The 13287-nt window shown below is 66.6% G+C and carries 13 protein-coding genes; 6 read left to right on the top strand and 7 right to left on the bottom strand.

The features are described from left to right. Positions 1–13 precede the first annotated feature (13 nt). The 3 genes from NRG74_RS10555 to paoA are packed head-to-tail and all read right to left on the bottom strand — an operon-like array spanning position 14 to position 3892. Positions 14–2236: a xanthine dehydrogenase family protein molybdopterin-binding subunit gene (locus tag NRG74_RS10555; RefSeq protein WP_257706468.1), complete on the bottom strand. Its 2223-nt coding sequence runs from the start codon at positions 2234–2236 to the stop codon at positions 14–16. Between the two features lie 10 nt (positions 2237–2246). Beyond that, positions 2247–3227 (bottom strand): FAD binding domain-containing protein, encoded by a 981-nt coding sequence (locus NRG74_RS10550; protein ID WP_257706467.1) that lies wholly within the window; start codon positions 3225–3227, stop codon positions 2247–2249. Next, positions 3224–3892: an aldehyde dehydrogenase iron-sulfur subunit PaoA gene (paoA, locus tag NRG74_RS10545; RefSeq protein ID WP_257706466.1), complete on the bottom strand. Its 669-nt coding sequence runs from the start codon at positions 3890–3892 to the stop codon at positions 3224–3226. The genes NRG74_RS10550 and paoA overlap by 4 nt, the downstream gene beginning before the upstream one ends. 318 nt (positions 3893–4210) lie before the next feature. On the opposite strand from paoA, the gene NRG74_RS10540 reads away from it, so the two are divergent. The 3 genes from NRG74_RS10540 to NRG74_RS10530 are packed head-to-tail and all read left to right on the top strand — an operon-like array spanning position 4211 to position 7946. After that, positions 4211–4741 carry a (2Fe-2S)-binding protein gene (locus tag NRG74_RS10540; RefSeq protein ID WP_257706465.1) on the top strand — a complete coding sequence of 177 codons (531 nt, stop codon included), beginning with the start codon at positions 4211–4213 and terminating at the stop codon, positions 4739–4741. After that, positions 4738–5724 carry an FAD binding domain-containing protein gene (locus NRG74_RS10535; protein WP_257706464.1) on the top strand — a complete coding sequence of 329 codons (987 nt, stop codon included), beginning with the start codon at positions 4738–4740 and terminating at the stop codon, positions 5722–5724. Before NRG74_RS10540 ends, NRG74_RS10535 begins: the two co-directional genes overlap by 4 nt. Further along, positions 5721–7946: a xanthine dehydrogenase family protein molybdopterin-binding subunit gene (locus NRG74_RS10530; RefSeq protein WP_257706463.1), complete on the top strand. Its 2226-nt coding sequence runs from the start codon at positions 5721–5723 to the stop codon at positions 7944–7946. The genes NRG74_RS10535 and NRG74_RS10530 overlap by 4 nt, the downstream gene beginning before the upstream one ends. Before the next feature lie 179 nt (positions 7947–8125). Here the strand turns inward: NRG74_RS10530 and NRG74_RS10525 are convergent, their stop codons facing one another. Next, positions 8126–8305 carry a hypothetical protein gene (locus NRG74_RS10525; RefSeq protein WP_133859723.1) on the bottom strand — a complete coding sequence of 60 codons (180 nt, stop codon included), beginning with the start codon at positions 8303–8305 and terminating at the stop codon, positions 8126–8128. A gap of 177 nt (positions 8306–8482) precedes the next feature. Between NRG74_RS10525 and NRG74_RS10520 the strand changes: the two genes are divergently transcribed. Together NRG74_RS10520 and NRG74_RS10515 are read left to right on the top strand one after the other, a co-directional pair. Then, a complete protein-coding gene (locus tag NRG74_RS10520) occupies positions 8483–8968 on the top strand; it encodes a GNAT family N-acetyltransferase (RefSeq protein ID WP_257706462.1) in 486 nt (161 codons plus the stop codon). Continuing rightward, on the top strand, positions 8968–9336 hold the full coding sequence (locus NRG74_RS10515) for a GFA family protein (protein WP_064306687.1): 369 nt from the start codon (positions 8968–8970) through the stop codon (positions 9334–9336). The genes NRG74_RS10520 and NRG74_RS10515 overlap by 1 nt, the downstream gene beginning before the upstream one ends. Before the next feature lie 63 nt (positions 9337–9399). On the opposite strand, the gene NRG74_RS10510 is transcribed toward NRG74_RS10515, so the two are convergent. Genes NRG74_RS10510 through purM form a run of 3 tightly spaced genes read right to left on the bottom strand, consistent with a single transcriptional unit; the run spans position 9400 to position 11855 of the window. Next, entirely contained in the window at positions 9400–10113 is a 714-nt protein-coding gene (locus NRG74_RS10510; RefSeq protein ID WP_068385216.1) for a DUF3108 domain-containing protein, read from the bottom strand. Between the two features lie 15 nt (positions 10114–10128). Continuing rightward, positions 10129–10797, bottom strand: a complete 669-nt coding sequence (purN, locus tag NRG74_RS10505; protein ID WP_257706461.1) for a phosphoribosylglycinamide formyltransferase — start codon at positions 10795–10797, stop codon at positions 10129–10131. Continuing rightward, positions 10794–11855, bottom strand: a complete 1062-nt coding sequence (gene purM / locus NRG74_RS10500) for a phosphoribosylformylglycinamidine cyclo-ligase (RefSeq protein ID WP_017638947.1) — start codon at positions 11853–11855, stop codon at positions 10794–10796. The genes purN and purM overlap by 4 nt, the downstream gene beginning before the upstream one ends. Before the next feature lie 285 nt (positions 11856–12140). Between purM and NRG74_RS10495 the strand changes: the two genes are divergently transcribed. After that, positions 12141–13229 carry a DUF2066 domain-containing protein gene (locus tag NRG74_RS10495; RefSeq protein WP_257706460.1) on the top strand — a complete coding sequence of 363 codons (1089 nt, stop codon included), beginning with the start codon at positions 12141–12143 and terminating at the stop codon, positions 13227–13229. Positions 13230–13287: the final 58 nt, after the last annotated feature.

Here is a 13287-nt window from a genome sequence, read left to right as displayed (position 1 = left end):
GCGCCGCCCGCCGCTAGGCCGTCTTCAGGCCCGCCAGCACCTTGTCCACCGTCAGCGGATAGTCGCGGATGCGCACCCCGCAGGCGTTGTAGACGGCATTGGTGAGGGCCGCCCCGGCGCCACAGATCCCCAGTTCGCCAACCCCCTTGATCTTCAGCGGATTGGCCTTGTCGTCCACTTCCGGCAGGAAATGGGCTTCGATGGCGGGGATGTCCAGGTGGCACGGGTAGTGGTAGTCGGCCAGGTCGTGGTTGACGAAGTGTCCGTGGCGAACGTCGATCACCCCGTCTTCGTGCAGGGCGCTGCCCACCCCCCAGATCATCCCGCCCAGCATCTGCGAATGAGCGGTCTTCTCGTTGAGGATACGCCCGGCGGCGAACACCCCGAGCATGCGCCTCAGGCGGATCTCGCCGGTGAGGGCATGCACCCCCACCTCGGCGAAGAAGGCGCCATAGCCCTGCTGGGAATAGTCCTTGAGGGTCTGGCCCGGCTTGATCTCGCCGATGGCCTGGAGATCGTGCTGGCGCGCCAGTTCGGCGAGGTCGCGACTGCCGTTGTCGGCGATCAGCCGACCACCGACGAAACGGGCACTGGCCGGATCCAGACCTGCCGCCTCTGCCGCCTTCAGGCGCAGATTCTCGCAGGCGACATAGACCGAGGAACCGGAACTGGCGGCGCCAAAGGAACCACCGGAGCCGGCCCCGGCCGGGTCGTCGCTGTCGCCCAGCAGCACCTTGACCCGCTCCACCGGCAGGCCAAGCGACTCGCCGGCGATCTGCGCCAGGATGGTGTAGGTCCCGGTGCCGATGTCGGTCATGGAGGTCTTGACCGTGGCCGAGCCGTCCGCCTCCAGACGTACCCCGGCCTGGGACGGCCTGAGCATGTTGGCGCGACTGGCCGCCGCCATGCCCATGCCGATCAGCCAGTCGCCATCGCGCACCTGACCGGGCGTGGCCTGGCGCCTGCTCCAGCCAAAGCGGCGGGCGCCGTCCTGCATGCACTCCACCAGCTTGCGGGAAGAGAAGGGGATGTGCTTTTCCGGATCCTGGCTGGGCTCGTTGCGGATGCGCAGCTCGATGGGATCGAGACCGAGCATGACCGCCAGCTCGTCCATGGCGCTTTCGCTGGCAAGCATGCCCACGGCTTCGCCGGGCGCCCGGCAGGAGCCGGATTCCGGCAGGTCCAGCTCGACCATGCGGTGCGCCACCAGGCGGTCATCGCCGGCATAGAGGGTGCGCGAGGACAGGCCGGTGGGTTCGTAGTAGGTCAGGCCACGGGCGGAATGGGACCAGCCTTCATGGGCCATCGCCTGGATACGGCCCTCGCGGTCGGCGCCCAGGCGGATGCGCTGGATGGTGGCCGAGCGGTGGTCGGTGATCTGGAACATCTGCTGGCGGGTGAGGGTGACCTTGACCGGCCGGCCGATGGCGCGAGCGGCCATGGCGCCGATCAGGGCGTCGGCATAGATCGGCAACTTGCCGCCGAAGCCGCCACCGATATAGCGCGCCACGATGCGCACGTTCTCCTTGGGCAGCTGCAGGGTATTGGCCACGCAACTCTGCGCCTGCTCGACGAACTGGGTGGAGCAATAGAGGGTCACCCGGTCGCCGTCCCACTGGGCGAGGCTGGCGTGGGGCTCCATCTGCGCATGGATGTGGTAGGGCGTGGTGTAGCGTTCGTCGAGCTTGACCGGCGCCCGGGCGAAGGCGGCGTCGACGTCGCCCGAGGCGGTGTCGGTGGGTTGGTCGGCATCCGGCGGCTTGACCGCCTGGCCGAGGTTGGCGGCGAGGTCGAAGGCGCCCGGTTCGGCCGCGTAGTCGATCTCCACCAGGGCCGCCGCCAGGCGCGCCTCCTCGAAGGTCTCGGCCACCACGAAGGCCACCGGCTCGCCGAAATAGCGCACCTGGTCGCTGTCGAGGTAGGGCTTGGGCCGGGTGAAGCGACCGCTGTTGTCCGGCTCGCGGGCGGCCTGGCGCGGCGCGTTGCGATAGGTCAGCACGCTGAGCACGCCCGGCGCGCTCTCCGCGGCCGAGGTGTCCAGCCGGCTGATGCGGCCCTTGGCGATGGTGGCACCGACGATGAAGCCGTAGGCCACGCGGTCATTGCGGAATTCGAAGCTGTAGGGCGCCTGGCCGGTGACCTTGAGCAGGCCGTCGACGCGATCGATGGGCTTGCCGATCAGGCCGCCGCGATTCTCATCGATCAGGTTGCGGCCAGCGGGTTCATTCATTTCCATGCTGCTGTCCTCAGGCCTGGTGGCGAGCGTCGGCCACCCCGGCGCGCAGGACGCGGCGGGTCAGCTCGAGCTTGAAGTCGTTGTGGCCATAGCCACGGGCGCCGGCGAGCAGGACATCGCCAACGGCGGCGAGATCACCGTCCGCCGCCTGGCCGGCAAAGGCTTGATCAGCCGCCGCTACCCGCCAGGGCTTGTGCGCCAGACCGCCGAACGCCGCGCGACCGCTGCGGATACGCGTGCCGTCCAGCTCGACGATGGCCGCCATGGACACCAGGGCAAAGGCATAGGAGGCACGGTCGCGTACCTTGCGATAGACCTGGATGCCGGGCGGTGGCGGGGGCAGGGTCACTGTGGTGATGAGTTCGCCGGGTTGCAGCACCGTCTCGATCTGCGGGGTGTCCCCGGGCAGGCGATGAAAGTCGGCGATAGGAATGCGCCGGGTGCGGCCAGTGGCTTCGCGGGTTTCCACCGTGGCGTCCAGCACCCGCATGGCCACCGCCATGTCGGAGGGGTGCACGGCGATGCACTGGTCGCTGGCGCCAAGCACCGCGTTCATTCGATTGAAGCCGCCCAGGGCCGCACAGCCACTGCCGGGCTGGCGTTTGTTGCAGGGCATGGCGGTGTTGTAGAAGTAGGAGCAGCGGGTGCGCTGCAGGAGATTGCCGCCGGTGGTGGCCTTGTTGCGCAACTGCGCCGAGGCGCCGGCCAAGAGGGCACGGGACAGTACCGGATAGCGTTCACGCACCCGGGCGTCGGCGGCCAGGGTGGAGTTGCGCACCAGGGTGCCAATGCGCAGGCCGCCGTCCGCGGTGGCGCTGATCTGATCTAGCTGCAGGCGATTGATGTCCAGCACCTGGCTGGGGGTCTCGATCTCCAGCTTCATCAGGTCCAGCAGGTTGGTGCCGCCGGCGATGAAGCGGCTACCGGCCTGGGCCCCTTGGCGGCTGGCCTCGGCTTCGGTCTGCACGCGCTGATAGTCGAAGACCCTCATGCCTGGCCCCCCGCCATCTGGATGGCCGCGACGATGTTGGGATAGGCGCTACAGCGACAGAGATTGCCGCTCATGCGCTCGCGGATCTCTTCTTCGCTCAGGCGCATCGGCCCGTCGAGCCGCGCTGATACGTGACTGGGGATGCCGGCCTTGACCTCGTCCAGCAGGGCCACCGCCGAGCAGATCTGCCCGGGCGTGCAATAGCCGCACTGGAAACCGTCCTTGGCCAGGAAGGCGGCCTGCATGGGATGCAGCCGCTCGGCGTTGCCCAGGCCCTCGATGGTGGTGATGGTGTCGCCTTCATGCATGGCCGCCAGGCTCAGGCAGCTGTTGATGCGCTGGCCATTCACCAGCACGGTACAGGCGCCACACTGCCCATGGTCGCAGCCCTTCTTGGTGCCGGTGAGGTGCAGGTTTTCGCGCAGGGCATCGAGCAGGGTGGTGCGGCTGTCGACCCGGAGCCGGCGCGCCTCGCCATTGATCTGCAGGGTCAGCGGCAGCAGCTGCGGCAGGCGGGCAGCGATGGCCTGGGGGGTCAAGGGCGCGCCACCGCTGGCCTGGGCAAAGGTGTAGCCGGGAATGGCGCTGGTCGCCACCAGCACCGCGGAGGTGCCGAGGAACTGACGCCGGGACAGGCGCCAGCGTGCATCGGAGTCGGAAGCCATGGTCGGATTCTCATCGTTGGGGGCACATCACGGGAGTTCTGATGACTACCCCCGAACCTATGGGGTTCAGGCCACTGGGCCGCTGGCGCAGCGGAGCGCCATACCAGATGTGTCCTGATCGGGCGGAAACCCTCTGGAGCGGGCCTTCCAACGCTTCGCTGAACAGCCTTCAACGTGACGTTGAATACCGCTGGGCAGGGGTGCTGAACCGCTTCCGGTCGGGCGCAGTCCCTTACCTGAGGTGGCCTTTCGCTGTCACCGCCTGATTCCGACCACGGGGGCAATCTGCACCCCGCGGCTTTAACCGTGAGGTCCGCCATGAACGCCACCCCCGCGCGCCAGTTCCAGCCCCTGGCCGAACCCGAGTCCCATACCATCGCCCTGACCCTCAACGGCAAGCAGCTGCAGCTCGCCGTGGAGCCCTGGACCACGCTGCTCGATCTCTTGCGCGACCACCTCGATCTCACTGGTACCAAGAAGGGCTGCGATCACGGTCAGTGCGGTGCCTGCACCGTGCTGGTCAACGGCACCCGCATCAACAGCTGCCTGGCCCTGGCGGTCATGCAGGATGGCGCCGAGGTCACCACCATCGAAGGCCTGGCCCAAGGCGACCAGCTGCATCCCATGCAGGCCGCCTTCGTCGCCGAAGACGCCTTCCAGTGCGGCTATTGCACCCCTGGGCAGATCTGTTCGGCGATCGGCATGCTCAAGGAGGGCCACGCCCACAGCGAGGCCGAGGTAGCCGAGCAGATGAGCGGTAACCTCTGCCGTTGCGGCGCCTATCGCAACATCCGCGCCGCCATCGAACGAGCGCGCCCGGCCTGCCAGCAAGGGGAGGGCCGCGAATGAACCGCTTCGGTTATGCCAAGCCCAACGCCGTGCCCGATGCCATCCGCCAGCATGGTCCCCAGACCCACTTCATCGCCGGGGGTACCAACCTGCTGGACCTGATGAAGGAAAACGTCGAGCGTCCCGAGCAACTGATCGACGTCAACGGCCTGCCCCTGCGCGAGGTCGAGACCACCCCCGAAGGCGGTCTGCGCATCGGCGCCCTGGTCAAGAATGCCGAGGTGGCCTACCACCCCGAGGTGCAACGCCGCTATCCGCTGCTGGCCAAGGCCATCCTCGCCGGCGCTTCCCCGCAATTGCGCAACATGGCCTCCACCGGCGGCAACCTCTTGCAGCGCACCCGCTGCTATTACTTCTATGACGTGGGCACCCCCTGCAACAAGCGCGAACCCGGCTCCGGCTGCGGCGCTCGTGAAGGGCAGAATCGCATCCACGCCATCCTCGGCCACAGCGAGCAGTGCATCGCCACCCACCCTTCGGACATGTGCGTGGCCCTGGCCGCCCTACAGGCCAAGGTCGAGGTAAGCGGGCCCCAGGGTGATCGCGTCATCGACTTCGCCGATTTCCACCGCCTGCCCGGCGACACCCCGGAGCGCGACACCAACCTTGAGGCCGACGAACTCATCACCGCCGTGACCCTGCCGGTGGAAAGCCTGGCGGCCCACAGCGCCTACCTGAAGATCCGCGACCGCGCCTCCTATGCCTTCGCCCTGGTCTCGGTGGCGGCAGCCCTAGAACTGGATGGCGAGCGCATCAAGCAGGTCCGCGTCGCCCTGGGTGGCGTGGCCCACAAGCCCTGGCGGCTGCCGGAGGCCGAGCAGGCGCTGGTTGGCCAGGTCGCGGACAAGGCGGCCTTCGGTCAATTGGCCGATCGCCTGCTACAAGGCGCCCAGGGCTTCGCCCATAACAGCTTCAAGATCGAACTGGCCCGGCGCGCCATCGTCCGTGCCCTTACCGAAGCCGCCGGAGGTACCCTGCAATGACCGTCGTCCATCTGCAAAAAGCCATTCCCCGCGTCGATGGTCCGCTCAAGGTCACCGGCCAGGCGCTGTATGCCGGCGAATTCAGCGTGCCGGATCTGGCCTTTGGTTTCGTGGTCAACGCCACCATCACCAAGGGTCGCCTGCTCGGCCTGGACGTTAGCGAAGCCCTGGCCCAGCCGGGCGTGATCGAGGTGCTCAGCCACCTCAATCGACCCAAGATGGCCAGCTATGACGAGAGCTATACCGACATGGATGCGGCTGACGGCAAGCCCTTTCGGCCGTTGTACAACGATCGCATCCTCTACAGTGGCCAGCCCATCGCCCTGGTAGTGGCCGAGACCTTCGAGGCCGCACGTCACGCCGCCGCGCTGATTCGCGCCCAATACAGCGAAGAGGAGCACGCCACCGACTTGGCCCAGGCTCGCGACCAGGCCCACGAAGCGCCCATGGAGTTGCCGGAGAATCGGGGTAACGCCCCGGCAGCCTGGGCCGCGGCGCCTACCCGCATCGAAGCCGAATACCACTCCGCGGCGGAATTCCACAATCCCATGGAGATGCACGCCTCGACGGTCATCTACCACAAGGACGGCAAGCTGACGGTGCATGACAAGACCCAGGGCGTACAGAACAGCGCCCAGTTCGTCAGCAGCATCTTCGGTCTGGGCGAAGGCGACGTGAAGGTCATCTCGCCCTTCGTCGGCGGCGCCTTCGGGTCCGGTCTGCGTCCGCAGTACCAGCTGGTGCTGGCGACCATGGCCGCGCTGCAGCTCAAGCGCTCGGTACGGGTCACCCTGACCCGCCAGCAGATGTTCACCTTCGGCTATCGCCCCGAGACCTATCAGCAGGTCAAGCTGGCCTGCGACAGCGACGGCAAGCTGCAGGCCATCGATCACAGCGCCCTGGGCATCACCTCGCGGTTCGAAGACTTCACCGAGATGGTGCTGGTCTGGTCGGCATCGCTCTATGCCTGTCCCAACGTCAAGCTGGCCTACCAGCTGGCCGCGCTGGACGTCTACACCCCGCTGGACATGCGCGCCCCCGGCGCGGTGCTGGGTGTCTATGCGCTGGAAAGCGCCATGGACGAACTGGCCTATGCCGCCGACATCGATCCGCTGGAATTGCGCATCCGCAACTTCACCGACACGGATCCGGCCAAGGGCAAGCCCTATTCCAGCAAGGAACTGCTGGAATGCTATCGCCAGGCGGCCGAGCGTTTCGGCTGGGAACGGCGCAGCATGGCGCCACGTTCCATGCGCGATGGCAATCAACTGGTTGGCTGGGGCATGGCGACCGGGGTCTGGGAGGCCATGCAGCAACCGGCCACCGCCAAGGCGGTGATGAACATCGACGGCAGCCTGGTAGTAGCCAGTGCCACGGCCGATATCGGCACCGGCACCTATACGGTGATGACCCAGATCGCCGCCGAGAACCTCGGTCTGCCGCTGGACAAGGTGACCTTCAAACTCGGTGATTCGACCCTGCCCAAGGCACCCCTCGAAGGCGGTTCCTTTACCGTGTCTTCGGTAGGCACCGCCGTGAAACTGGCCTGCGACCAGCTGCGCCAGCAACTGCTGGATGCGGCAAAGGAGATGGACGACTCCCCGCTGGCCAAGGCCGAACTGGAGCAGGTGGTGTTCGCCGATGGCGGCATCAGCCTCAAGACCGATCCGGCCCAGCGCGTCGACTTCACCGCCATCCTCAAGGCTTCGGGTTCGCCGTCCATGGAAACCCTGGCCAGCGCCGAGCCGGCGGAAGAGCGCGACAACTACGCCACCGGTACCCACTCGGCGGTGTTCGTCGAGGTCAAGGTCGACGAAGACTTTGGCAGCGTCCAGGTCAGTCGCGTGGTCACCGCGGTGGCCGCCGGCCGCATCCTGAATCTCAAGACCGGCGAGAACCAGGTAGCCGGTGGGATCGTCTGGGGCATCGGTATGGGCCTGCAGGAAGAGGGGATGATGGACACCCACGAAGGTCGCTGGATGAACCACAGCCTCGCCGAATACCACTTCCCGGTGCAGGCCGATATCCAGCAGCTGGAGGTGATCTTCGTCGAGGAGCACGACGAGATCGTCAATCCGCTGGGCGCCAAGGGCATTGGCGAGATCGGTATCGTCGGGGTGGCGGCAGCCATCGCCAACGCCATCTTCCACGCCACCGGCAAGCGGGTCCGGGATCTGCCCATCACCCTGGACAAGGTCTTCGCCGACGAGCTGCTGCACTAGGGTCAGCAGCGTTCTATTTGGCTTCGACGCTGGAGCCATCTCAACCCAACCTACGGTGAGGCTGCCGTAGGTTGGCGCTGAGCGCAGCGAAGCCCAACATCCGCGAACCTCTGTAACGAAAAAGGCCCGCCTCCAAGAGGCGGGCCTTTTTCAGGCAGTCGGTAAAAAGGGCTTTCGACTCACTCGGCGTGCGACGCGCCTTCGTGTTCGATCTGCTCCTTGTATTCCAGGGCATCGGCTTCGCTCTGGTAGACGCCGACCAATTCCCCTTCCTGCTTCACGTCCCACAGATGCATGCCCAGGCCACGGGCTTCGCGGGACATATGGTCTTCGTCACGTTCGGTTACGGTAATGGTCATGCTGTATCTCCTTGGTCGAGCCCGCGCTACGGCAGGGCTTGAAAACCCATACTAGAGCGTTTCGCTTCAGGACCAAGGCGTATCTCGGCAACAAGTCGTTACAACTTCTGCGACAATCTGTCGCGCTGCTCATGGTCATCATCGGCATCGCTCTATGCCGACATCAGGAGAATCCCTGTGACCGCTTGCGCTGCCTCCGCTCAGTTGAGGCTTGCCACCCTGGCCGACATAGAGGCGCTGTTCGCCATCCGTACCGCGGTCACGGACAACGCCCTTACCCGGGAGCAACTCGCTGAATTGGGCATCACCCCTGAATCGATCGCCGAGCTGCTCGCCGCCGAGCCCTGTGCCTGGGTAGTGGAGGTGGGAGGCGAGGTGGTGGGCTTCAGCCTGGTCGATCTGGCGAATGGCGAGGTCTTCGCTCTGTTCGTCAGACCCGACTGGCAAGGCCAGGGTTTCGGCGCCCGTCTGCTGGCCGCCGCCGAGACCGCGCTGTTCCGCCATCATGCCCTGATCTGGCTGGTCACCGATGGGCGCCCAGTGATACGGGCGAATGCCTTTTACCGGTCTCACGGCTGGCATAGAGTCGCTTCCCTCGAAGGGACGGATGTCCGCTACGAGAAATCCCGCACGTCCGGACAGGATCAAGGAGGCATCTCCTGATGGATAGCACGCGCACCGGTGGCTGCCTCTGCGGCCAGATTCGTTATCTCGTGACAGGCTCGCCACGGGATCCCCACAGCTGTTCCTGCGAGCAGTGCCGCCGGCATTCCGGGGCGCCGACGCAGGTCTGGATCGAGTTGGACAAGGCCCAGCTGCGCTGGACCGGTCCGGGTGGCGAGCCGGCCCTCTGGCGCTCCTCGGCTACGACATGCCGAGCCTTCTGCCCGCACTGCGGTTCCACGCTGGGCGCCGTGGATGACGGTCCGACTCTCGCCCTGGCGGTGGGTAGCCTGGATCGACTCGACGATGACGTTGTGCCGCTCTTTCATTCTTTCGCCGACCAGCGACCGGGCTGGTGGAATCCCTGAGCGGACGGGTCCCAACTGAAAAGAAAACGCCCTCCGAAGAGGGCGTCTTTGCAACTACCGGGATCAGTTGGCGCCTTTCACCGTGCGCCCGTTGACCGAGCCTTCCTTGAGGCTGGTCTGGTATTCCTTGCCGTCGCTCTCCTGCTGGTAGAGCCGCACCAGCAGGTAGTCCCAATCCTTGGCGAACCACAGTTCGGTCTTGCGGCTGCTCTTGGTGGGATCGCGCACGCGCTCCACCTTGATGGCATCGAACAAACCCAGCGGGGTGCGGATGCGCTCCGGGCCAATGACGCGGAAGTCGTAGGTGTCGATGCTGTCGCCGTCGACGATCTGGTAGCTCATGCTCTTCTTGCCGTCCGCTACGTCCTGCTGCAGCTTGAGCTGGTAGGTCGACTTGTCCAGCAGACCGCGATCCAGGGTCAGATTGACCGGATCATCCTTGTCCTTGCCGGTGACCTTCTTGCCGGCCCAGTCGAAGGTCAGTTCGCTCTCGCGGCTCTTGCCCAGCCCGCTGCGCTTGTATTGGTAGGTGTCCGGCAGGAAGGCTTCGCCCTCACGGCGGAAGGTGCTGGACTCGTTGAGGCCGGCGACCAGCATGGAGGCTTCGAACTTCAGCTCCCAGCGGCCATCGGCTTCCTTCTGCAGCGAGCGCTCGGCCGAGCCGCTGACCGGCATCTGCTTCCAGTCGGCGGTGTAGCTGGCCGTGAACGGCTGCAGGTCGAAGGCGAAGGCCGAGGCACTGCAGAGGGTGGCCAATAGGAACAACAGACGTCGCATCAGTTTCTCCTTGGATCAGGAAAGGGAGGCCGCGGCCGTCAGCGACGGCAACGTGGCCCCGGTAGGCGGCAGTGCCTCGCCATCGAGCTCGGCACCCAGGGTACCCAGCCGCAGACGACCTTCGGCGAACAACCGCACGGCCACAGGATAAAGGAGGTGCTCGGCGGCGTGTACCCGTGTCGCGAGGCTCTCCGCCGTATCTTCGGCCTGTACCGGCACCCGCGACTGCAGGACGACCGGACCGCCATCCAGTTCTTCGGTGACGAAGTGCACGCTGCAGCCGTGCCAGGCATCGCCGGCATCCAGGGCACGCTGGTGAGTGTGCAAGCCCTTGTAGAGTGGCAGCAGCGAGGGATGGATATTGAGCAGACGACCCTGGTAGCGCCGCACGAAGGTCGGCGTGAGAATGCGCATGAAGCCGGCCAGCACCACCAGATCGGCGCCCTGGGCGTCGATGGCAGCCGCCAGGGCCGCATCGAAGCTTTCGCGATCGGCATGCTCGCGGTGGTCGATCACCTGGGTGGCGATCCCGGCCTGCTGGGCCCGCTCCAGGCCATAGGCCTCGGCGCGGTTGGCGATCACCGCCGCGATCCGCACGGGCGGGGTCGCGGCGTCGATCAGAGCTTGCAGGTTGCTGCCGTGGCCGGAGATGAGCACCACCACGGCGCAGTCGGCAGGGCTCATCCGTGCTGTTTCAGATTGTTCAGCACGACCTGGTCGGCGCCCTCGGCGGCCTGTTCGATACGGCCGATGACCCAGGGTTGCTCGCCCTCGGCGCGCAGCACCTGCAGGGCGCCTTCGACCTGATCCTGGGCCACGCAGATGACCATGCCCACGCCACAGTTCAGCACACGGTGCATCTCGGTCTCGTCGACGTTGCCCTGCTGTTGCAGCCAGTCGAATACCGCCGGACGCTGCCAGCTGGCGACGTCGAGCACCGCCTGGGCACCCTCGGGCAGTACCCGTGGGATATTGTCCAGCAGGCCGCCGCCGGTGATGTGGGCCATGGCCTTGACCGCGCCGGTGTCCTTGATCAGCTTGAGCAGCGGCTTGACGTAGATGCGGGTGGGCGCCATCAGCAGTTCGGTCAGCGGCTGGCCGTCGAGCTGGATGTTCTCGATGTCGGCGCCGGCCACCTCGATGATCTTGCGGATCAGCGAATAGCCGTTGGAGTGCGGGCCGGAGGAGGGCAGGGCGATCAGGGCGTCGCCGGTGGTCACCTTGGAACCGTCGATGATCTCGGACTTTTCCACCACGCCGACGCAGAAGCCGGCCAGGTCGTAGTCTTCGCCTTCGTACATGCCGGGCATCTCGGCGGTCTCGCCACCCACCAGGGAGCAGCCAGCCTGTTCGCAACCGGTGCCGATGCCGGTCACCACCTGGGCGGCGACGTCGACGTTGAGCTTGCCGGTGGCGTAGTAGTCGAGGAAGAACAGCGGCTCGGCGCCGCAGACCACCAGGTCGTTAACGCACATGGCGACCAGGTCGATGCCGATGCTGTCGTGCTTGGCCAAGTTCATGGCCAGGCGCAGCTTGGTGCCGACGCCGTCGGTACCGGAGACCAGCACGGGCTGGCGATAGCCTGCCGGGATCTCGCACAGGGCACCAAAGCCCCCCAGGCCGCCCATGACTTCCGGGCGGGCGGTGCGCTTGGCGACGCCCTTGATGCGTTCTACCAGAGCCTCACCGGCGTCGATGTCTACACCGGCGTCCTTGTAGCTCAGCTGGGGTTGTTTGCTCATGAATCCTGGCCTTTGGCTAATGGCGAAACGAGCCGGCTGGCGCCAGCCGGCAATGAGGCGGGCGATTTTACCAGAAGCCGTGCCAAAGCACGCGGCCCGCCGCGGCCTCCGGTCCGGGTGGCGATGGCACCCGGCCAGCGCCCTGGGGTCTGAGCCTGATCGCCCATCCGTTCGCCGGGTGGGCAATGTTCGCTACTACCTTCTGCGCCACCCGCGACCCAGTGCCCTTGCTCGCGGGTCGGGCGGCTTTTAAGGTATGCCCCTTGCCCTTTCTATGGAATCGCCATGCGCCGTCTCGTCCTTCCGTTGCTCGCTTCGCTGCTGGTCCTGAGTCCGCTCGCCCATGCCGAGGTGGTGGACAACCTCTACCAGGTCCGCGAGCCGGTGACCTCGCAACAACCGGACGAGCGCAATGCCGCCCTCAAGCGCGCCCTGCAGGTGCTAGCCGGACGCCTGACCGGCAACCCCCAGGCCGGCCAGACCCCGGGTCTCGCCAGTGCCCTGGCGGCACCCGAATCCCTGATCAGCCAGTACAGCTATGACGCCGGCCCGCCGGAGGTGCTGGTGGCCAACTTCGACCCGGCCGCCACCGAGCGGGCCCTGGGTCAGGCGGGGCTCTCGGTATGGGGCGCCAATCGTCCGGTGGTGATGATCTGGTGGCTCAACGACGCCGACAGCGGGGCGACCCTGGTAGGTGATGGCCAGCCTGCCAGCACCGGCGTCCAGCGTGGCGCCCAACGCGCCGGCCTGCCGATCCGCCTGCCGCTGGCCGATCTCAACGAGCAACTGGCCGGTACCGCCGCCAACATCGACGCCAGCGATCCGACCGCCCTGCGCCAGGCCTCCGAGCGCTATGGCGCCAATGCCCTGCTGGCGGTGCACGCCAAGCCCCAGGGCAGTGGCTGGCAGGCCCAGTGGCGCCTGTGGAATAACGGCGCCGCGGAGCAAGGCAGCAGCCAGGCGGCCGATCAGGACGCCCTGGCCGCCGCCGTCCTGCAGGACGTGGCCGCGCGCCTGTCGAAGAAATTCGTTTCCCGTCCGGGCACCACCCAGCCGCTGACGCTGGTGGCCGACAACTCCAACTTCGAGCGCTATGCCCAGCTGCAGAAAGTCCTGGAGCCCTTGTCGAGCCGCCTGGTCAAGGTCGAGGGGACCCAGCTGACCTACGACCTCACCGCCAATCCCGACCAGTTGCAGGCACAGCTCGGTCTCGCCGGCCTGCAGCCCGCTTCCGCGTCGGTCGCCCCTGCCACTCCGGCACCGGCGACCCAGGGTGCAGCCGTCGACGCCACGGCCGCGCCGAGCGCGCCTGTGGCCCAGCCGGCGCCGTCCGCCCAGCCGGCGCGTACCACCCTGTATTTCCGGTGGCCATGAGGGCCGACACCCAAGACTGAAGCGGCTGCTGCGAGGGACCTGGGATTTGGTTAGACTT

It is taken from the genome of Pseudomonas oryzihabitans, assembly GCF_024652905.1.
Taxonomy (GTDB): Bacteria; Pseudomonadota; Gammaproteobacteria; order Pseudomonadales; family Pseudomonadaceae; genus Chryseomonas; species Chryseomonas benzopyrenica.
This window is presented reverse-complemented; position numbering and strand designations above follow the sequence as displayed.